This window comes from Bradyrhizobium sp. LA6.1 (genome assembly GCF_040547805.1).
GTDB classification, from domain to species: Bacteria; Pseudomonadota; Alphaproteobacteria; order Rhizobiales; family Xanthobacteraceae; genus Bradyrhizobium; species Bradyrhizobium barranii.
The window spans coordinates 115,060-134,002 of the sequence record NZ_JBEPQK010000014.1; the positions used below are offsets into that span (position 1 = coordinate 115,060).

Below are 18,943 nucleotides of genomic sequence, written 5' to 3' on the forward strand. Positions count from 1 at the left end.
TGGAACCGGAGGTTGTAATCCGGACGTTCGCGCGTGGTGCGGGCTATGGCGTAGAATGCCCCGGCCGTCGCGGCCGGGGAGCCGTAGCATGAATGAGGCCTAGATCTGGCGCTCGACCATCTTGAGCTTGAGCTCGGCGATGGCTTCCGCCGGATTCAGGCCCTTCGGGCAGGCCTTGGCGCAGTTCATGATGGTATGGCAGCGGTAGAGGCGGAACGGGTCCTCGAGATTGTCGAGCCGCTCGCCGGTCGCCTCGTCGCGGGAGTCGGAGACCCAGCGGTTGGCCTGGAGCAGGGCGGCCGGGCCGAGATAGCGATCGCTGTTCCACCAATAGCTCGGGCACGAGGTCGAGCAGCAGGCGCAGAGGATGCACTCGTAGAGGCCGTCGAGCTTCTCGCGGTCCTCATGGCTCTGGCGCCATTCCTTCTGCGGCGTCGGCGAGGTCGTCTTCAGCCACGGTTCGACCGAGGCGTACTGCGCGTAGAAATTGGTGAGGTCAGGAACGAGGTCCTTCACGACCGGCTGGTGCGGCAGCGGGTTGATCTTGACCGCGCCGTCCTTGACGTCATGCATCGAGCGCGTACAGGCGAGCGTGTTCTGGCCGTCGATGTTCATCGCGCAGGAGCCGCAGACGCCTTCACGGCAGGAGCGGCGGAAGGTCAGCGACGGGTCGATGTTGTTCTTGATCCAGATCAGGCCGTCCAACACCATCGGACCGCAATCATGGGTGTCGACGTAATAAGTGTCGACGCTCGGATTCTTGCCGTCGTCCGGATTCCAGCGATAAACGCGGAATTCGCGAACGTCTGTCGCGCCCGCCGGCTTCGGCCAGGTCTTGCCGCCGGTGATCTTGGAGTTCTTCGGAAGTGCGAATTCAACCATTTCGATTAAGGCCTTCGCTGTTCGCTCAGTACACGCGCGCCTTGGGCGGGATGTACTGCACGTCGTTGGTCATGGTGTAGTCGTGAACGGGGCGGTACTCGATCTTGACCTTGCCGGCATCGTCCAGCCAGGCCAGCGTGTGCTTCATCCAGTTCTTGTCGTCGCGCGCGGAGAAGTCCTCGCGGGCGTGGGCGCCGCGGCTCTCGGTGCGGTTGGCGGCGGAGTCCATCGTCACCACCGCCTGCGAGATCAGATTGTCGAATTCGAGCGTCTCGATCAGGTCGGAATTCCACACCAACGAGCGGTCTGACACGGCGATGTCGGTGATGCCGCTGTGGACCTTCTCGATCAGGTTCTGGCCTTCGCTCAGGATGTCGCCGGTGCGGAACACCGCGCAGTTGTTCTGCATCACGTGCTGCATGCCTTCGCGCAGCTTCGCGGTCGGCGTGCCGCCGGAGGCGTAGCGGTAATGGTCGAGGCGGCCGAGGGCGAGTTCGGACGAGTTCGCCGGCAGCTCCGGCTGCTTGGCGTTGGGCGTGAGCTTTTCGGCAAGACGCAAAGCGGCGGCGCGGCCGAACACCACGAGGTCGATCAGCGAGTTGGAGCCAAGGCGGTTGGCGCCGTGCACGGAGACACAGGCGGCTTCGCCGATCGCCATCAGGCCGGGGATGATGGCGTTGTCGTCGCCATCCCGCTTGGTCAGCACTTCGCCATGATAGTTCGTGGGGATGCCGCCCATGTTGTAGTGCACGGTCGGCACGATCGGGATCGGCTCGCGCGTCACGTCGACATTGGCGAAGATTTTTGCGGATTCGGAGATGCCCGGCAGGCGCTCGGCCAGCACCGCGGGATCGAGATGGTCGAGATGCAGGAAGATGTGGTCCTTCTTCTTGCCGACGCCGCGGCCTTCGCGGATCTCGATGGTCATCGCGCGCGAGACGACGTCGCGCGAGGCGAGGTCCTTCGCGGACGGCGCATAGCGCTCCATGAAGCGCTCGCCCTCGGAATTGACGAGATAGCCGCCTTCGCCGCGCGCGCCTTCGGTGACGAGACAGCCCGAGCCGTAAATGCCGGTCGGGTGGAACTGCACGAACTCCATGTCCTGCATCGGCAGGCCGGCGCGCAGCACCATGCCGCCGCCGTCGCCCGTGCAGGTGTGCGCCGAGGTGCAGGAGGCGTAGGCGCGGCCGTAGCCGCCGGTCGCCAGGATCACGGTCTGGGCGCGGAAGCGGTGCAGCGTGCCGTCATCCAACTTGAGCGCGATGACGCCGCGGCAGGTGCCCTGGTCGTCCATGATCAGGTCGATGGCGAAGAACTCGATGAAGAACTCGGCCGCGTGGCGCAGCGACTGGCCATACATCGTGTGCAGCATGGCGTGGCCGGTGCGGTCGGCGGCGGCGCAGGTGCGCTGCGCCTGGCCCTTGCCGTAGTCCATGGTCATGCCGCCGAACGGGCGCTGGTAGATCTTGCCGTCCTCGGTGCGCGAGAACGGCACGCCCCAATGTTCGAGCTCGTAGACGGCCTCGGGCGCGTTGCGCACCATGTATTCGATCGCGTCCTGGTCGCCGAGCCAGTCCGACCCCTTCACGGTGTCGTACATGTGCCAGCGCCAATCGTCCTTGTGCATGTTGCCGAGGGAAGCCGAGATGCCGCCCTGGGCCGCAACCGTATGCGAGCGGGTCGGAAACACTTTGGTGATGCAGGCGGTGCGCAGACCGGCTTCGCTGCAGCCGACCACGGCGCGCAGGCCCGCGCCGCCGGCGCCGACCACGACGACGTCATAGGTGTGGTCTTCGATCGGATAGGCTTTGCCGTTGGTGGCGGGAGCGCCGTTGCCCTTGCCATTCGTCGCTGTGGCCATGGGTTACACTCCGGATGAAAGCTTGAGGATCGCGTAGGTCGAGGCGAGCGCCACGGCGATCGAGAAGAAATTGTTGAGCATGATCGAGATGAGCTTCAGCTTCTCGTTATGGATATAGTCCTCGATCACGACCTGCATGCCGATCTTCATGTGCCAGGCGCTGGCGGCGATGAAGAGCAGCAGGATCACCGCGATCGGCAGCGAGCCGAGGATCTGCGCGGCGCCGGCCTGATTGCGGCCGAGCAGCATCATGATGATCACGAGCACCGGGATCATCAGCAGCGTCATGGCGACGGCGGTGATGCGCTGGCGCCAGAAATCGGACGTACCCGAATGCGCCGCACCGAGATTGCGGACGCGGCCGAGCGGGGTGCGCATGCTGCGCTTGGGCGTATCGGTCGCGCTCATCGTCCGCCTCCGATCGCATAGGCGATGATCCAGATCAGGACCGTGAGCACGATGCCGCCGATCAGCGCGCCCCAGGTCAGGGCCTCGCGCTCATTGGGCTTGAAGCCGTAGCCGAGGTCCCACACGAAGTGCCGGATACCGCTCAGCATATGGTGCATCAGCGCCCAAGTGTAGCCGAACACGATCAGCCGGCCGATGATGCTGCCGGTGAAGGCCTGGACGTGGGAATAGGCGGCGGGGCCGGAAGCCGCCGCGATCAGCCACCAGGCCAGCAGCAGGGTTCCGACGTAGAGCGCGATACCGGTGGCGCGATGGACGATGGACAGCGCCATCGTCAGCGTCCAGCGGTAGACTTGCATGTGGGGGGAAAGCGGTCGTTCGATCCGTGCGGTCATGGGCTTTTGATGTTTATTGCGGCCCAGCAGGGGGCACGCGGGGATCGCGAAAGGTCGGCTCTATTTACGGAGTCGATTTCGCCTGCGCAATCACCAAATCGCCATAAATCGAACCGCGGTTCAGCTCTAGAGCGTTGATGATGCAAGGCCAATCAGTGGCTTGGTATACCAGCACTTCTGTCCGCCAACGAAAAACAGAATATAGATTCATTTGTTCTGAAGGGACCGATGCGCGTTGAAATTGCTATTGGAACGCCTCTAAACGGACCATGCCGTCCAAACCCGCCCGGGGCCGGTCTTTTGAGCCGCTAACGCCTTTCGGACGGCACCAAACAGCTCCCGCCCCGGCCCGTTTTGGCCCCTGTCCGGATATGCGCACCTTGCATTCCACCCCAGCCGCAAGATGTGGCGTGTCGACCGCGAGAATCAGATCGCCTAAAGCTCCGCACGCAGCTTTCCGAAGGCATGTTTCGGAGAAGTTGCGACCAGTCGCCGGGGCAGGTCAGGGGTGATTGCAGGTCTTGATATCAAGGAGATCGTCGAGCTCGCGCTGTTGCTGATCGCAACCGGCGCGCTCTCGGGATTCCTGGCCGGCGTGTTCGGCATTGGCGGGGGCGCGATTCTCGTGCCGGTGTTTTACGAATGCTTCCGGATCGCCGGCGTGCCGCTCGAAGTGCGCATGCCGCTCTGCATCGGCACCTCGCTCGCGGTGATCATTCCGACCTCGATCCGTTCGTTCCAGGCGCACTACAAGCGCGGCGCCGTCGATATGACGATCCTGCGCGTGTGGTGGCTGCCGATCGTGATCGGCGTCGTCGCCGGCAGCGTCATCGCGCGTTACGCGCCGGAGAAGCTGTTCAAGATCGTGTTCGTCTGCGTCGCCTATTCCGCGTCGGCGCGTCTCATCTTCGCGCGCGAGGGCTGGAAGTTCGGCGATGATCTGCCCAAAGGCCCGCTGATGCGCGTCTACGGCTTCTGCGTCGGTATCCTCTCGACGCTGATGGGCATCGGCGGCGGCTTGTTCTCGAACCTGCTGATGACGTTCTACGGCCGGCCCATCCACCAGGCAGTGGCGACCTCGTCGGCACTCGCGGTCCTGATCTCGATCCCCGGCGCGCTCGGCTACATTTATGCCGGCTGGCCGGCGGCGGCGACCTATCCGGCCGTCGCAGCGCTGCAAGTCCCGTTCGCGCTTGGCTACGTCTCGCTGATCGGCGCCGTGCTGGTGATGCCGATGAGCCTCGTGACAGCGCCGCTCGGCGTGAGAGCCGCGCATGCGATGTCGAAGCGAACGCTGGAGGTGGCGTTCGGCTGCTATCTGTTCATCGTCGGAAGCCGGTTTGTGATGAGCTTGGTGGGCGGACAGTGAACGGCTTCGGCTGAACTCCGCGCCACATCCTCCGCTGTCATCGCCCGCGAAGGCGGGCGATCCAGTATTCCACCAGCGCCGGTGATTGATCCGAGAGGCCGCGGCGTACTGGATGCCCCGCCTTCGCGGGGCATGACAGCGTACCGGGTAGAGGCTCCTCGCAATGACGGCGAGAGAGCAGAGCTCCCCCACTCATTTCTTCGCGTAAATATCCTTGTACGTATCCCGCAGCACGTTCTTCTGCACCTTGCCCATCGTATTCCGCGGCAATTCGTCGACGACGAACACGCGCTTGGGCATCTTGAACTTTGCCAGCCTTCCGTCGAGCGCCTTCAGCACCGCGGCCTCGGTGACGTCGGCGCCCTTGTTGCAGACCAGAACCGCCGTGACGCCTTCGCCGAAATCGGCATGCGGCACGCCGATCACGGCGGATTCGACCACGCCGGGCATGGCGTCGAGCTCACTCTCGATTTCCTTGGGGTAGACGTTGAAGCCACCGGAGATCACGAGATCCTTGCCGCGGCCGAGAATGTGGACGTAGCCCTTGTCGTCGATCTTGCCGAGGTCGCCAGTGATGAAGAAGCCGTCGGGCCGGAATTCGGACTTGGTCTTCTCCGGCATGCGCCAATAGCCCTTGAAGACGTTCGGGCCCTTCACCTCGATCATGCCGATCTCGTCGCGCGGCAGCTCCTTGCCGGTCTCGGGCTCGGTCACGCGCACGGCGACGCCGGGGAGGGGAAAGCCGACCGCGCCGGGCACGCGCTCGCCGTCATACGGGTTCGACGTGTTCATGTTGGTCTCGGTCATGCCGTAGCGCTCGAGCACCGCATGGCCCGTGCGCGCCGACCATTCGCGATGGGTTTCGGCGAGCAGCGGCGCCGAGCCCGAGATGAACAGCCGCATGTGCTTTGTGGTCTCGCGCGACAGCGCGGAGTTCTGGAGCAGCCGCGTGTAGAAGGTCGGCACGCCCATCAGCACCGTGGCGCGCGCCATCAGCTTGATGATGAGATCAGGGTCGAGCTTCGGCAGGAAGATCATCGACGCGCGCGAAAACAGCGTCACGTTGGTCGCCACGAACAGGCCGTGCGTATGGTAGATCGGCAGCGCGTGGATCAGCACGTCCTTGTCGGTGAAGCGCCAGTAGCCGACGAGCGAGAGCGAGTTCGACGCGAGATTGTCGTGCGTCAGCATCGCGCCCTTGGAGCGGCCGGTGGTGCCCGAGGTGTAGAGGATCGCGGCGAGATCGTCGTTTGCCCGCGAGACGGTTACGAATTCGCTGCTGGCCTTGTCGGCGGCTTCCGTCAGCGAGCCCTTGCCGTCGGGCCCGAGCGTCTCGACCCTGGCCTTCACCTTGGCGGCGATCGGGGCGAGGCCCTCGGCCTTGGAGGGATCGCAGACCACCAGCGACGGCTCGGCATCGCCGATGAAGTAATCGAGCTCGTTGAGGGTATAGGCCGTGTTCAGCGGCAAATAGACCGCGCCGGCCCGCACGGTGGCGAGATACAGCACGATATTGGCGACCGATTTCTCCACCTGCACCGCGACGCGGTCGCCGGGCTTCACGCCGCGCGCGACCAGCACGTTCGCCATCTGCCCGGCCCGCGCGATCAGATCGCCATAGCTGATACGGCCGCCGTCCTGCGTCTCGACCGCGAGGCGTTTGGGATCGTCCAGGCCGTCGAACAGGCGGGAAAACAGGTTGGCGTTGGCAGCTTGGTTCATGCAAGATTTCCTCGACCGCAAGGCAAACAAGGCCGGTCAAAACCGAGGGCTGGATTAGCAAAAACCGCCCCAATGAAGCAACGGAGACAGTTTGCATGACCAAAAACGGGAAACGCGTGGCCTGGGTGACGGGCGGCGGCAGCGGGATCGGGGAGGCCGGCGCCGAGGCGCTCGCGGCCGACGGCTGGATAGTCGTGGTCTCGGGCCGCCGCAAGGACGCCCTGGATACCGTGGTTGCCAGGATTGCCAAGGCGGGCGGGGCGGCCGAGGCAATTGCGCTGGACGTGTCCAACGCCGCCGAAGCCCAGAAGGCGGCCGATCAAATCGTCGCCAAGCACGGCCGCATCGACCTGCTCGTGAACAATGCCGGTATCAATGTCCCCAAGCGGAGCTGGAAGGACATGGAACTGGAGGGCTGGGACGAGCTCGTCCAGGTCAACCTCAACGGCGTGCTGTATTGCATGCGCGCAGTGTTGCCCACGATGCGCAAGCAGCAGGATGGCTCGATCATCAACGTCTCGTCCTGGGCCGGCCGCCAGGTCTCGAAGATGCCGGGCCCGGCCTACACCACCACCAAGCATGCGGTGCTGGCGCTGACTCATTCCTTCAACATGGACGAATGCGTCAACGGCCTGCGCGCCTGCTGCCTGATGCCGGGCGAGGTGGCTACTCCCATCCTGAAGCTGCGCCCGGTGGTGCCGAGCGAGGCGGAGCAGGCCAAGATGCTGCAATCGGAAGATCTCGGCCGCACCATCGCGTTCATCGCATCGATGCCGCCGCGCGTCTGCATCAACGAGCTCCTGATCAGCCCGACGCATAATCGCGGATTCATTCAGACGCCGAACAACAGGGATTGAGCCTTGTAGGGTGGGCAAAGCGAAGCGTGCCCACCATACCTATCCTCAATCGCGGAGAGATGGTGGGCACGGCGCATGCGCGCCTTTGCCCACCCTACGGCTCCTGAGATGTGTGGCGCGCTCGCTCACACACGAACGTGCCCCCGCTTAGTTTCACGCATCACGATAAATTATTTCCCGAAACCCCATCGCGAACCCTCCCGTAGTTCGGTCCAACGACGGCACTGCTGCTTCACGCCAAAAGGTCGCAGGCGCCGTTGTTGCCCCAACGCAAATGCCGGCAATTGCCGGTCACAATTCAATCGGGAGACTCTCCATGTCGAAGCGTATTGCCTATCTCGCTGCCGCCGCCTTCAGCGCCCTGGCCATCACCGCGACCGTCGTCGCGCCTGTCCGCGCCGAGGAGAAGACCGTCATGGTCGGCGGCGCCGCGATGTTCCCGTCCAAGAACATCGTCCAGAACGCCGTCAACTCCAAGGATCACACCACGCTGGTGGCGGCGGTGAAGGCGGCCGGCCTGGTGCCGACGCTGGAAAGCAAGGGCCCGTTCACGGTGTTCGCGCCCACCAATGCCGCCTTCGGCAAGCTGCCGGCCGGCACCGTCGACAACCTGGTCAAGCCCGAGAACAAGGCGACCTTGACCAAGATCCTCACCTACCATGTCGTGCCCGGCAAGCTCGAGGCCTCCGACCTCACCGACGGCAAGAAGATGAAGACCGCCGAAGGCGAGGAACTGACCGTGAAGAAGCAGGACGGCAAGGTCTGGATCGTCGATGCCAAGGGCGGCACCTCGATGGTGACGATCTCCAACGTCAACCAGTCGAACGGCGTGATCCATGTGGTCGATACCGTGCTGATGCCGGCGACGTAACACCGCGCGTCCCTGTTTCATCCCGCAAGCAGGATGCGACGAAACGGCGAGCCGGGGGCACCCGGCTCGCTTTATTGTGACCAAGGCCGCCCGCAGACTCGATTCGGCGTCGTGCGGGGGCGTAACGAAAGCGGAAGTATCGGCGTATATTCGGTGTCAGACGACCTTCAGGACGGAACCATCATGTCGAGCCTCACAGTCAGCGACGAGCAGGTCAGCGCCACCCCCGCCAAAGTGATCCAGCCGGCCTGGGTCCGTGTCATGCACTGGACCAACGCGGTCGCCATGATCCTGATGATCCTGTCGGGCTGGCAGATCTACAACGCCTCGCCGCTGTTCGGCTTCAGTTTTCCGCGCGAATATACGCTTGGCGGCTGGCTCGGCGGCGGCCTGCTCTGGCACTTTGCGGCCATGTGGCTCTTGATGATCAACGGCCTCGCCTATCTCATCACCGGCTTCGCCACCGGCCGCTTCCGCAAAAAATTGCTGCCGATCACGCCGTCCGGTGTGCTCCACGACGTCAGGGCTGCCCTGACCTTCAAGCTCGGCCATGACGATCTGAGCGTCTACAATTACGTGCAGCGGGCACTGTACGCCGGCATCATCGTGGTTGGCGTGCTGATCGTGCTGTCGGGCCTGTCGATGTGGAAGCCGGTACAACTGCATTGGCTCGTGATGCTGTTCGGCGACTACCCGACCGCGCGCTACGTCCATTTCTTCTGCATGGCCGCGATCTGCGCCTTCCTCGTCGTTCACGTCTTGCTCGCGCTGCTGGTGCCGAAGAGCCTGCGCGCGATGATCATTGGTCGCTGAGAGGGAGGAAGTCTTGGCGAAACGTTCATTCCTGATCCCCGGCGTCGACAAGCGGCTGCTGATCAAGGACTCCATCAAGTCCATGCCGGACTTCACCCGCCGCCGCTTCATCGCCGGCGGCGCCAGCCTCGGCGCGCTGACGCTGCTCACCGGCTGCGACGTCGTCGATTCCTCGTCGGCCGATACCCTGCTCGCGAAGGTCTCGAAGTTCAACGACGCCGTGCAGGCGTGGATGTTCAATCCCGACGCGCTGGCGCCGACCTTCCCCGAGAGCGCGATTACGAAACCGTTCCCGTTCAACGCCTATTACGATCTCGACGACGCGCCCGATGTCGACGGCGCCGACTGGAAGCTCGAGGTGCGCGGCCTCGTCGACAACAAGAAGTCCTGGACCCTGGACGAGCTCTACAAGCTGCCGCAGGTCACGCAGATCACCCGCCACATCTGTGTCGAGGGCTGGAGCGCGATCGGAAGCTGGACCGGCACGCCGCTCCGCGATTTCCTCAAGCTGATCGGCGCCGACACGCGTGCGAAATACGTTTGGTTCCAGTGCGCCGACAAGGACGGCTACAACTCGCCGCTGGACATGCGCAGCGCGCTGCATCCGCAAACCCAGATGACGTTCAAATACGCGAACGAGATTTTGCCGCGCGCCTACGGTTTCCCGATGAAGATCCGCGTGCCGACGAAACTCGGATTCAAGAACCCGAAATACGTGGTCTCGATGGAAGTCACCAACGACTACAAGGGCGGCTATTGGGAAGACCAGGGGTACAATTCGTTCAGCGGGAGCTAGGCACGCTGCCGTAGGGTGGATTAGCCCTACGGCTGCGCGAAGCGCGGTCGCACGGCGTAATCCACCTCTTTCGTTTCCGCAGTGGCAGAAGTGGTGGGTTACGCCTTCGGCCAACCCACCCTACGGCACCGATTGCTTGGCCGGCCCCACCTTGCGCTGGCACAACGCGGCCACCGCCCCCAGCGCCAGCAGCGCCGCTGACACATTCAATGCGTAACTCAGACTCCCCAGTGCATCCGTGATCGCGCCGACCACGATCGGGCCGAGCGTCTGCCCGACGCCGAACGAGATCGTCATTGCCGCGATCGCGGTAGGCCACATCTCGGGCGGATAGTTGAAGCGCACGAAGGCCGTGGTCGAGCCGACCACGGCGAAGAAGGCGACGCCGAACACCACCGCCGAGACCGCAAGCCACGCCGGCGAATGCCCAAGCATCGGCAGGGCCGCGCCGAGCGCGTTGGTGCCGAGGATGATGGCGGTGGCAAGTCCGCCGCGGTCGAGCGCCAGCACGCCGCGCCAGACCCAGGGTGTGACGAAGGCGCTGAGGCCGATCAGGCTCCAGAACGCGGCCTGCGCCGCGGCCCCGCCGCCGCCGTCGCGCACATACGCGATCATGAAGGTCATGTAGGCGATGTAGCCGGCGCCAAACAGGAAGTAGCCGGCGAGATAGATCAGCACGGGTAGAATCGCGAAGGCGGCGTGGCTGCCTTCCGAGAAGCGCACCCCACTCTCGATGCGGATCAGGAACAGCGGCACGGTCATCACGACGGACAGCAGCGTCAGCGCCCACCACACCAGCCACCACGAGCCCGGCCCAAAATATTGCAGCGTGAACGGGGCGATCAGCCCCGAGGCGAGAATCCCTATGCCGGGCCCGGCATAGAACAGGCTGAGCAGGAAATTGGCCCGTTCCGGGCGCGACTGCGCGATAGCCGCGGCCAGCGCGCCGCCGGCGACGAAGCCGGCCGCCGCACCCAAGCCCAGCACGAGGCGTGCGAGGCTCAGCGCAACGAAATTGCCTGTCAGCGCGCAGGTGGCGAGCGCGGCGACGCAGGCGAGGGTTCCGCCGCGGATCGCCGCCGACCAGCCGACGCGCTGGATCAGCCGGGACGCGACAAGCGCGCCCACGAGGTAGCCGACGGCATTGATGGTGTTCATGAAACCGGCCGCCGAGTAGGACCAGCCGAGGTCCTCCCGCATATCGGGCAGCACCAGCGCATAGGCAAAGCGGCCGATGCCGAGCCCGACCGTCGCCGCCAGCGACAGGGTCAGGATCAGCCGCGCGGGATGTGCGTCGGGCGGGGGACGATCAGGGGCGCGCAAGGGATACTCCGGCACGCCCAGTGTGGCAGGCCCTGCGGGCCTTGCACAGCCGCGAGGCGGCAATGGTGTCTTGCCAAGCGCGCAACGCCGCTCTAGCACTCCGGCCGAATTCGATCTCAGAGGAAACGACCATGGCGACCCACAAATTGCTGCTGCTCCCCGGCGACGGTATCGGCCCCGAGGTGATGGGCGAGGTGAAGCGGCTGATCGACTGGCTCAATTCGGCAGGGATCGCCAAATTCGAGACCGATACCGGACTCGTCGGCGGCTCCGCCTATGACGCCCACAAGGTGTCGATCTCCGAGGGCGACATGGCCAAGGCGCTGGCCGCCGACGCCATCATCTTCGGCGCGGTCGGCGGCCCGAAGTGGGATGCCGTTCCTTACGAGGTGCGCCCCGAAGCCGGCCTGCTCCGCCTGCGCAAGGATCTCGCCCTGTTCGCCAACCTCCGTCCCGCCGTCTGCTATCCGGCGCTGGCCGATGCCTCCAGCCTGAAGCGCGAGGCGGTCGAGGGTCTCGACATCGTCATCGTGCGCGAACTCACCGGCGGCGTCTATTTCGGCGAGCCCAAAACCATCACCGATCTCGGCAACGGCCAGAAGCGTGCCGTCGATACCCAGGTCTACGACACCTATGAGATCGAGCGCATCGGCCGCGTCGCCTTCGAGCTTGCCAGGAAGCGCAAGAACAAGGTGACGTCGATGGAGAAGCGCAACGTCATGAAGTCGGGCGTGCTCTGGAACGAGGTCATGACGGCGGTCCACAAGCGCGAATATCCTGACGTCACGCTCGAGCACCAGCTCGCCGATTCCGGCGGCATGATGCTGGTGAAGGCGCCGAAGCAGTTCGACGTCATCGTCACCGACAATCTGTTCGGCGACATGCTCTCCGACATCGCGGCAATGCTGACGGGGTCGCTCGGCATGCTGCCCTCGGCTTCGCTCGGTGAGGTCGATGTGAAGAGCAAGAAGCGCAAGGCGCTGTACGAGCCCGTGCACGGCTCGGCACCCGACATCGCCGGAAAGGGCCTCGCGAATCCCATCGCGATGATCTCGTCCTTTGGCATGGCGCTGCGCTATTCCTTCGACATGGGCGATCTCGCCGACAAGGTCGATGCCGCGATCGCCGCGGTGCTGGCGAGCGGCCTGCGCACCGCCGACATCAAGTCGGAAGGCACCACGGCCGCCTCGACCACGCAGATGGGCGAAGCGATCCTGAAGGAATTGCAGAAGCTGCACGCGTAGCCACAAACACCGCAATCGTAGGGTGGGCAAAGCGATAGCGAGCCCACCATTTCGATCGCGATTGCCGGGAGATGGTGGGCACGGCGCTACGCGCCTTTGCCCACCCTACGGCTCTGCCGACGACCTCAGGGAAGCCAACTCATGGATGCCTCGCCCCGCCCCAAGATCGCGGAAACCATCATCCATGAAACGGTCCGCCAGCGCGAGGCGCAGATCGGGCGCCGCTGCGAAATCCTCGCCAACACCCGCATCGAATATGCCGCGCTCGGCGACTACTCCTATCTCGGCGAGAACTGTGAGGTCGCCGACGCGGTGATCGGAAAATTCACCGCCATCGCCAATTCGGTGCGCATCGGCGCGCCCAATCATCCGATGGGCCGTCCGTCCCAGCATCGCTTCACCTATGTCCCGGAATATTACGAGGCGAGTGCGACGCGTGACCGCGACTTCTTTGCGGATCGTCGCGGAGATCGCGTCATCGTCGGCAACGATGTCTGGATCGGGCACGCCGCCATCCTGCTGCCGGGCGTCACGGTCGGCGACGGGGCGGTGATTGCCGCGGGCGCGGTCGTTAGCCGCGATGTCGAGCCCTACACGATCGTCGGTGGCGTTCCCGCGCGTGCCATCCGCAAACGCTTTGACGATTCGGTCGCGGCAAGCCTGCGCCGCATTGCCTGGTGGGATTGGCCGGACGAACTCATCTTCGAGCGCCTGGGCGATTTCCGCTCCGAGGCGATCGAAGAATTTTGCAGGCGCTACGACCCGGCAGCCAACGCCTGAAGCGGACGTATCTCTCACAAACAAAAATGGCCGGGCGTGAGCCCGGCCATTTTGATTCGGTCGATCATTCCGCTCAGTACAGCGGGAAATTCCGCGGATAACCGCCGACGTCGGCCGGCGTGCTCAGCGGCTGGCGATCGATCGGGCGGTTGTTGTTCTCGCGGGCGAAGGTCGGATAGCCGATCGCCGGCGGGAAAGCGTAGTCGGAGAACTTGCGGTCGCCCGGATTGACCTCGGTGCCGCCGTCGAGCCAGGAGCGCTTGCTCACATAAAGGCGGGTGCGGCCCTGCTGATAGACCGCGTTGGGGCCGCTCGGACCGTAATAGGGCCGGCTGTTGTCGTAACGTTGCTTCTTGGTGTCGGCCGAGGCGGGAGTCGCGAGGGCTGAGGACATGGCAACCACGGCGCCGGCCGCAAGCCATATCGCCAGTTTGTTCGCGGCGGAGAAATTCGAGCTCATCACGTCCCCTTCAGGCGGCAAGCCGCCAATCGATTTCATCCCCATACTAGCCCGGCAAGGGTGGCCGCAACTAGGTCTATTGGGTCACACCAGCTCGGAATAATCGTGCGCGCTGGCAAAAGTTGCATCAATACCAGCCACTTGACCTTGATGCCGGTTAGAGCGCCCCGCGCAATTGCGCGTTCGCCGCGCCCAGCAGCCAGTCCGACGAACCCTGGGGAGCGCAGGAGCGGCGCTTCAGCTCCGCATGGGCGAACAAGTCCGCCAGCTTCGGCTCGTTGCCCGAGGTCAGGAGCGTCAGCCGGTTCAGCGTGCAGGCGATCGCCGCGCGCCGGGCGGGCAGGGTGTCGCCCTGGCAGGAGAAGCCGGAGATCTGGAGCGCCGGCTCCTCGCTGCGCTTGAGGTAGCCGAGGCACGCCCGCGCGGCCTCCGCCGTGCCGGTGGGCCGGAACAGGGCGACGGGACCGAATTTCGTGTCGATCAGGCCGGCCTGCTCGAGCGGCGTTGCTTCCCCCAGGCCCATGTGGACCGCCAGGTCCGCTGTCGCCGGGCGGGTCACGTCGAATTCGCCGCCTTCGCGGTAGATCTCGAGCTCCGCCACGGGCTTGTCCGCCTCGCCGGTCCAGCGCATCACGTCCCTACGGCCGCCTTCGGGATGCCTGAGAATGACGTAAGAGGCTGTTTTTTCTGATGAATCGAGCCGACTGAGGGCGAACGCCGGTTGCGAGCGATCGGCCACGCTCCACCCCGGCTTCTCGGCCGGCTCATCGTCACGCAGGCTGGGCAGCTGGTCGAGCGCGGCGAGGGCGAGGATGGCAAACAGGACCAGCGTCCCCACATAGGCGAACAGGCGCGCCAGCGTGCCGACGATTTCGTCGGCGAGGGCTGCGAGCGCCAGATGGATCTGGGTAGGGGTTGCGGCCGTGCTGGCCTCTGGCGACTGCATCCACGGCCTTCAGGCATGGTCCAACGTTGTCTTGAGGCCGGTTCTCGCATAGAAGCGCTGCTCTTCCTGTTTAAGCGTCAGCTTCAGGAACGGGCTTTTTCATCGGAGAGTGAACGATGGGTTACAAAGTCGCAGTCGTCGGCGCGACCGGCAATGTCGGACGGGAAATGCTCAACATCCTCGATGAGCGCAAATTCCCCGCGGACGAGGTCGTGGCCCTGGCGTCACGCCGCAGCGTCGGCGTCGAGGTCTCCTATGGCGACCGCACCCTGAAGGTCAAAGCGCTCGAGCACTACGACTTCTCCGATGTCGATATCTGCCTGATGTCGGCGGGCGGCTCGGTGTCGAAGGAATGGTCGCCGAAGATCGGCGCCGCCGGCACGGTCGTGATCGACAATTCCTCCGCCTGGCGCATGGATCCGGACGTGCCGCTGATCGTGCCCGAGGTGAACGCGGACGCGACGGCGGGCTTCAAGAAGAAGAACATCATCGCCAACCCGAACTGCTCGACCGCGCAGCTCGTGGTCGCGCTGAAGCCGCTGCACGACAAGGCGACGATCAAGCGCGTCGTGGTCTCGACCTATCAATCGGTCTCGGGCGCCGGCAAGGATGCGATGGACGAATTGTTCTCGCAGACCAAGGCCGTCTACACCAACAGCGAGCTGATCGCGAAGAAATTCCCCAAGCGCATCGCCTTCAACGTCATCCCCCAGATCGACGTCTTCATGGAGGACGGCTACACCAAGGAAGAGTGGAAGATGATGGCGGAGACCAAGAAGATTCTTGATCCCAAGATCAGGCTCTCCGCGACCTGCGTGCGCGTGCCGGTGTTCGTCGGCCACTCCGAGGCCGTCAACATCGAGTTCGAGAATCCGATCACGGCCGACGAAGCGCGCGATATCCTGCGCAAGGCGCCGGGTTGCCTCGTCATCGACAAGCAGGAGCCCGGCGGCTACGCCACGCCGTATGAAGCGGCCGGCGAGGACGCCACCTATATCAGCCGCATCCGCGAGGACGCGACGGTGGAGAACGGCCTCGTGCTGTGGTGCGTGTCCGACAATCTGCGCAAGGGCGCGGCGCTCAACGCCATTCAGATCGCGGAAGTGCTGATCAACCGCAAGCTGATCAGCGCGAAGAAGAAGGCGGCGTAACGAGCGGGATCTCGTAGGGTGGGCAAAGCGAAGCGTGCCCACCAAGGTCTCAATCGGGAAAGATGGTGGGCACGGCGCGTTGCGCCTTTGCCCATCCTACGAATTCAAGCCGCGTTGCGCACGCTCTTGAATTCCTTCGCGACCTTGTCCAGCACGAACAGCGATCCCTCCGCCACGCCGAAATAGGCGCCGTGGGTCTGCATCTGGCCTGAGTCCACCGCCTTCTGCACGAACGGAAACGTCATCAGGTTTTCCAGGCTGCGGAACACCGCGGCCTTCTCGATGCGCTCGACGAACTGCGCCATGGTCTCGTGGTCGCGCTGCTCGACCACTTCGCCCGGCTTGATGAACATCTGCATCCATTTGCCGATGAAGTCGCCCGGCGTGAGCGGCTCGATCTTGTCGACGAAGGCGCGGATGCCGCCGCATTGCGCGTGCCCGAGCACGACGATGTGCTTCACCTTCAGCACCGTCACGGCATATTCGAGCGCCGCGGAGACGCCGTGCGCATTGCCGTCGGGCTGATATACCGGCACCAGATTGGCGATGTTGCGGACGACGAACAGTTCGCCCGGGCCGACGTCGAAGATCACCTCGGGCGAGACGCGGCTGTCGCAGCAGCCGATCACCATCACTTCCGGGAACTGCCCCTTCACCGACAGCTCGCGATAGCGGCTCTGCTCGGTCGGCAGCCGCTGGGTGGCGAAGGCCTTGTAGCCTTCCAGCAAATGCTTCGGGAATGTGATCATGGCCTATGCCTAACCATAGACCAGAGGGGCGAACAAGCCTTTCGAATAGGCAGGCCAGATGCTATCGGCTTGGCTTGTTGTTTGAGCATGATCCTTTCGGAAAACCGCCGCACATTTTTCCGGGATCATGCTCCAGAATACACCCGAGGAAACTGGAAGGAATGCTCGCATGACCCGCCCGCGCCGCAGCCATTTGTTCATGCCCGGCTCCAACCCCCGCGCGCTGGAAAAGGCGCGAAATCTCGCCGCTGACGGCTTGATCCTCGATCTGGAAGATTCCGTCGCCCCCGACCTCAAGGGGGTGGCGCGTGACGGCATCGCCGCTGCGATCGCGGACAAGGGGTTCGGCAAGCGCGAGATTCTGATCCGGACCAACGGCCTCGACACGCCCTGGTGGGCCGATGACGTCGCGATGGCCGCCAAGGCCTCGCCTGATGGCATTCTGGTTCCAAAAGTTTCAAGCATCGAGGATCTCCAGGCGATCGGCGCTCGCCTTGCCGAGCTCGGCGCCGCGCCGACGGTGAAGGTCTGGGCGATGATCGAGACCGCGCGCGCCGTGCTTCACGCCGAGGAGCTGGCCGCCGCGGGCCGCGATCCCAGGACGCGCCTCTCCGGTTTCGTGTTCGGCCCGAACGACATCTCGCGCGAGACGCGCATCAGGATGCTGCCGGGCCGCGCGGCGATGATCCCGATGATCACCCATTGCATCCTGGCGACGCGCGCCCATGGCCTCGAGATCCTCGACGGCCCCTATAGCGACATCGCCAATTCCGACGGTTTTGCCACCGAATGCGCACAGGGCCGCGACCTCGGCTTCGACGGCAAGACACTGATCCATCCGTCGCAGATCGAGGCCTGCAACGCGATCTTCACGCCGCCCGAAGAGGAAGTCGCGCGCGCGCGAAAGATCATCGCGGCGTTCGAGCTGCCTGAGAACGTCTCGCGCGGCGCGATCCGGCTCGATGGCGCAATGGTGGAGCGTCTCCACGCCGACATGGCGCGGCGCACGATCGAAATCGCGGACGCAATCGCAGCGATGAGCAAGGGCTGAGGCGTCAACTCGAAGAAGCGATATCCGCTTTTCCCGGCCAGGCGGACATCTTCTCGACGTCAAGAGGACTGCCGCTTGTGACCCAAACGGTCATCGCGGCGGTCAGTCCCAATCGCCTATTTTCCCGCCCGTGAAGCAGCTCTGGATTCGTCACCCGCGACGATGGCGCTTTCGCGGGACGGCGCATCGACAGGCTGCGGCGCCGCCAATTCCTGGCAATACATCTGATCGATCTTGCGCTGCATGAGCGCATAGCAATCGCATGCGACCTTCTCGAGCCGCGCCCGATGGATCTCGACAAACCCGCGCCGGTCGGACGGGACGGCGCCGGCATCGCGCAGCTTGCTCATCGTCAGGGTCACTGTCGTCCGTCGCACCCCAAGCAATTGCGCAAGCGCCTCGTGCGTCATCGGAAGCCGGTCATCGGGAACGCGGTCGTGAAGCTGCAGGAGCCACCGCGCCATGCGGCCATCCACCCGGTGCAGCGCGTTGCAGGCGGCGACGTGCTGGAGCTGCAACAACACCGCGCGGGCGTGGACTTGCACGACGTTCCTGATGGCGGCGCTTTGCGCAAAGGCCGCGCGAAACTTGGCGGCGGAAATCAGCGATGCTGTGCCGGCGATCCGAGCAATCGCGGTCACGGATGACAGCGACGGGCCGAGCACGGAGAACGAGGCCAAAGCGCCTTCCCGTCCCATCAAGGTGGTTGCGACCGTTTGCCCGTCCGGCATATCGATCATGAAGGCGATGGCGCCGCTATGGGGAAAATAAACCGGGTCGAGCTCATCGCCCGACCGCACCAGGATGGCATCGGGTTCGAACGAGACCTTCTGGAAGTAGGGCGTGAGCAAACCGAGATCCGCCGGCGGCAACGCCGCCAATAGTCGATTCCCGATGCCCGTGCGGTGGACGGTCACGGCGCTTTCCGGTGAACGAGCACCCAACGAACGACGGTAACCATCTATTTCGTTTGCCATGATTGTCCGGAATTCGAATTGCCGAAGGGCAACCATCCAAACAGAGCCATTCGTCGAGATCAAGCACGGACAATTGCGGAGACCTTGCCAGCATCCTCGCCGCGCAAACAGGGCCTTGCATACATCATACTATTGAAGCCCTTTGCTACTGGGCGAGGTGCCACACGTGGTGATCGACCAGTGATTGTTGCGGCAGCGCGTGAGTTTGCCCTGGCCCGGGCGCTTCCGCGCCGATGCCGAGCTGCACCGGCATCGTCGGCAGCTTGTCGTCGGCTCGTCCCGACGACG

The 18,943-nt window shown here is 64.3% G+C and carries 19 protein-coding genes; 9 read left to right on the forward strand and 10 right to left on the reverse strand.

All coding sequences use genetic code 11. From position 1 onward, the window contains the following. Positions 1-99: 99 nt before the first annotated feature. Genes ABIB99_RS29560 through sdhC form a run of 4 tightly spaced genes read right to left on the reverse strand, consistent with a single transcriptional unit; the run spans position 100 to position 3,546 of the window. Entirely contained in the window at positions 100-882 is a 783-nt protein-coding gene (locus ABIB99_RS29560) for a succinate dehydrogenase iron-sulfur subunit (RefSeq protein WP_028151918.1), read from the reverse strand. A 25-nt stretch (positions 883-907) separates the two neighbouring features. Next, a complete protein-coding gene (sdhA, locus tag ABIB99_RS29565) occupies positions 908-2,743 on the reverse strand; it encodes a succinate dehydrogenase flavoprotein subunit (RefSeq protein ID WP_354178871.1) in 1,836 nt (611 codons plus the stop codon). Positions 2,744-2,746: 3 nt separating this feature from the next. Next, complete coding sequence (gene sdhD / locus ABIB99_RS29570) at positions 2,747-3,151, reverse strand: succinate dehydrogenase, hydrophobic membrane anchor protein (RefSeq protein WP_063980369.1); 405 nt, start codon at positions 3,149-3,151, stop codon at positions 2,747-2,749. Then, positions 3,148-3,546 (reverse strand): succinate dehydrogenase, cytochrome b556 subunit, encoded by a 399-nt coding sequence (gene sdhC / locus ABIB99_RS29575; protein ID WP_028151914.1) that lies wholly within the window; start codon positions 3,544-3,546, stop codon positions 3,148-3,150. Before sdhC ends, sdhD begins: the two co-directional genes overlap by 4 nt. A 508-nt stretch (positions 3,547-4,054) precedes the next feature. Here sdhC and ABIB99_RS29580 point away from each other — a divergent pair. After that, positions 4,055-4,915, forward strand: coding sequence for a sulfite exporter TauE/SafE family protein (locus ABIB99_RS29580; RefSeq protein ID WP_063980370.1), 861 nt, complete (start codon positions 4,055-4,057; stop codon positions 4,913-4,915). Positions 4,916-5,107: 192 nt separating this feature from the next. On the opposite strand, the gene ABIB99_RS29585 is transcribed toward ABIB99_RS29580, so the two are convergent. Then, the gene (locus ABIB99_RS29585; RefSeq protein WP_354178874.1) at positions 5,108-6,637 is read right to left on the reverse strand and encodes a malonate--CoA ligase; all 1,530 of its coding nucleotides are present in this window, start codon (positions 6,635-6,637) and stop codon (positions 5,108-5,110) included. 95 nt (positions 6,638-6,732) lie between these two features. Here ABIB99_RS29585 and ABIB99_RS29590 point away from each other — a divergent pair, with 95 nt between their 5' ends. The 4 genes from ABIB99_RS29590 (at position 6,733) to ABIB99_RS29605 (ending at position 9,974) form a co-directional block, all read left to right on the forward strand. After that, positions 6,733-7,494, forward strand: a complete 762-nt coding sequence (locus ABIB99_RS29590; RefSeq protein WP_354178876.1) for an SDR family oxidoreductase — start codon at positions 6,733-6,735, stop codon at positions 7,492-7,494. Between the two features lie 316 nt (positions 7,495-7,810). After that, on the forward strand, positions 7,811-8,365 hold the full coding sequence (locus ABIB99_RS29595) for a fasciclin domain-containing protein (RefSeq protein ID WP_014490676.1): 555 nt from the start codon (positions 7,811-7,813) through the stop codon (positions 8,363-8,365). Positions 8,366-8,548: 183 nt separating this feature from the next. Then, a complete protein-coding gene (locus tag ABIB99_RS29600) occupies positions 8,549-9,178 on the forward strand; it encodes a cytochrome b/b6 domain-containing protein (protein ID WP_071908680.1) in 630 nt (209 codons plus the stop codon). A 13-nt stretch (positions 9,179-9,191) separates the two neighbouring features. Then, positions 9,192-9,974 carry a molybdopterin-binding protein gene (locus tag ABIB99_RS29605; protein WP_063980374.1) on the forward strand — a complete coding sequence of 261 codons (783 nt, stop codon included), beginning with the start codon at positions 9,192-9,194 and terminating at the stop codon, positions 9,972-9,974. A gap of 120 nt (positions 9,975-10,094) precedes the next feature. Here ABIB99_RS29605 and ABIB99_RS29610 read toward each other — a convergent pair whose 3' ends face one another. Further along, the gene (locus ABIB99_RS29610) at positions 10,095-11,297 is read right to left on the reverse strand and encodes a YbfB/YjiJ family MFS transporter (RefSeq protein ID WP_354178879.1); all 1,203 of its coding nucleotides are present in this window, start codon (positions 11,295-11,297) and stop codon (positions 10,095-10,097) included. A gap of 131 nt (positions 11,298-11,428) precedes the next feature. Here ABIB99_RS29610 and leuB point away from each other — a divergent pair, with 131 nt between their 5' ends. After that, complete coding sequence (leuB, locus tag ABIB99_RS29615; protein WP_071908678.1) at positions 11,429-12,541, forward strand: 3-isopropylmalate dehydrogenase; 1,113 nt, start codon at positions 11,429-11,431, stop codon at positions 12,539-12,541. 141 nt (positions 12,542-12,682) lie between these two features. Continuing rightward, a complete protein-coding gene (locus ABIB99_RS29620; RefSeq protein ID WP_135213887.1) occupies positions 12,683-13,321 on the forward strand; it encodes a DapH/DapD/GlmU-related protein in 639 nt (212 codons plus the stop codon). A gap of 73 nt (positions 13,322-13,394) precedes the next feature. On the opposite strand, the gene ABIB99_RS29625 is transcribed toward ABIB99_RS29620, so the two are convergent. Both ABIB99_RS29625 and ABIB99_RS29630 read right to left on the reverse strand, forming a co-directional pair. Next, positions 13,395-13,781, reverse strand: coding sequence for a hypothetical protein (locus tag ABIB99_RS29625; protein ID WP_193560867.1), 387 nt, complete (start codon positions 13,779-13,781; stop codon positions 13,395-13,397). 157 nt (positions 13,782-13,938) lie between these two features. After that, the gene (locus ABIB99_RS29630; RefSeq protein ID WP_135213885.1) at positions 13,939-14,727 is read right to left on the reverse strand and encodes a hypothetical protein; all 789 of its coding nucleotides are present in this window, start codon (positions 14,725-14,727) and stop codon (positions 13,939-13,941) included. Positions 14,728-14,843: 116 nt separating this feature from the next. Between ABIB99_RS29630 and ABIB99_RS29635 the strand changes: the two genes are divergently transcribed. After that, a complete protein-coding gene (locus ABIB99_RS29635; RefSeq protein ID WP_354178883.1) occupies positions 14,844-15,878 on the forward strand; it encodes an aspartate-semialdehyde dehydrogenase in 1,035 nt (344 codons plus the stop codon). A 104-nt stretch (positions 15,879-15,982) separates the two neighbouring features. Here ABIB99_RS29635 and ABIB99_RS29640 read toward each other — a convergent pair whose 3' ends face one another. Beyond that, complete coding sequence (locus tag ABIB99_RS29640) at positions 15,983-16,627, reverse strand: carbonic anhydrase (RefSeq protein WP_063980379.1); 645 nt, start codon at positions 16,625-16,627, stop codon at positions 15,983-15,985. A gap of 169 nt (positions 16,628-16,796) precedes the next feature. Between ABIB99_RS29640 and ABIB99_RS29645 the strand changes: the two genes are divergently transcribed. Further along, positions 16,797-17,678, forward strand: coding sequence for an HpcH/HpaI aldolase/citrate lyase family protein (locus ABIB99_RS29645; protein WP_354178886.1), 882 nt, complete (start codon positions 16,797-16,799; stop codon positions 17,676-17,678). A gap of 116 nt (positions 17,679-17,794) precedes the next feature. On the opposite strand, the gene ABIB99_RS29650 is transcribed toward ABIB99_RS29645, so the two are convergent. Continuing rightward, positions 17,795-18,595: a Crp/Fnr family transcriptional regulator gene (locus ABIB99_RS29650; protein WP_354179010.1), complete on the reverse strand. Its 801-nt coding sequence runs from the start codon at positions 18,593-18,595 to the stop codon at positions 17,795-17,797. Positions 18,596-18,943: the final 348 nt, after the last annotated feature.

What these genes read in the sequence shown, in the direction of transcription:
- ABIB99_RS29560 (WP_028151918.1), bottom strand. Translation starts at nt 882, where the DNA reads ATGGTTGAATTCGCACTTCCGAAGAACTCCAAGATCACCGGCGGCAAG.
- sdhA (WP_354178871.1), bottom strand. Translation starts at nt 2,743, where the DNA reads ATGGCCACAGCGACGAATGGCAAGGGCAACGGCGCTCCCGCCACCAAC.
- sdhD (WP_063980369.1), bottom strand. Translation starts at nt 3,151, where the DNA reads ATGAGCGCGACCGATACGCCCAAGCGCAGCATGCGCACCCCGCTCGGC.
- sdhC (WP_028151914.1), bottom strand. Translation starts at nt 3,546, where the DNA reads ATGACCGCACGGATCGAACGACCGCTTTCCCCCCACATGCAAGTCTAC.
- ABIB99_RS29585 (WP_354178874.1), bottom strand. Translation starts at nt 6,637, where the DNA reads ATGAACCAAGCTGCCAACGCCAACCTGTTTTCCCGCCTGTTCGACGGC.
- ABIB99_RS29590 (WP_354178876.1), top strand. Translation starts at nt 6,733, where the DNA reads ATGACCAAAAACGGGAAACGCGTGGCCTGGGTGACGGGCGGCGGCAGC.
- ABIB99_RS29595 (WP_014490676.1), top strand. Translation starts at nt 7,811, where the DNA reads ATGTCGAAGCGTATTGCCTATCTCGCTGCCGCCGCCTTCAGCGCCCTG.
- ABIB99_RS29600 (WP_071908680.1), top strand. Translation starts at nt 8,549, where the DNA reads ATGTCGAGCCTCACAGTCAGCGACGAGCAGGTCAGCGCCACCCCCGCC.
- leuB (WP_071908678.1), top strand. Translation starts at nt 11,429, where the DNA reads ATGGCGACCCACAAATTGCTGCTGCTCCCCGGCGACGGTATCGGCCCC.
- ABIB99_RS29620 (WP_135213887.1), top strand. Translation starts at nt 12,683, where the DNA reads ATGGATGCCTCGCCCCGCCCCAAGATCGCGGAAACCATCATCCATGAA.
- ABIB99_RS29625 (WP_193560867.1), bottom strand. Translation starts at nt 13,781, where the DNA reads ATGAGCTCGAATTTCTCCGCCGCGAACAAACTGGCGATATGGCTTGCG.
- ABIB99_RS29630 (WP_135213885.1), bottom strand. Translation starts at nt 14,727, where the DNA reads ATGCAGTCGCCAGAGGCCAGCACGGCCGCAACCCCTACCCAGATCCAT.
- ABIB99_RS29635 (WP_354178883.1), top strand. Translation starts at nt 14,844, where the DNA reads ATGGGTTACAAAGTCGCAGTCGTCGGCGCGACCGGCAATGTCGGACGG.
- ABIB99_RS29640 (WP_063980379.1), bottom strand. Translation starts at nt 16,627, where the DNA reads ATGATCACATTCCCGAAGCATTTGCTGGAAGGCTACAAGGCCTTCGCC.
- ABIB99_RS29645 (WP_354178886.1), top strand. Translation starts at nt 16,797, where the DNA reads ATGACCCGCCCGCGCCGCAGCCATTTGTTCATGCCCGGCTCCAACCCC.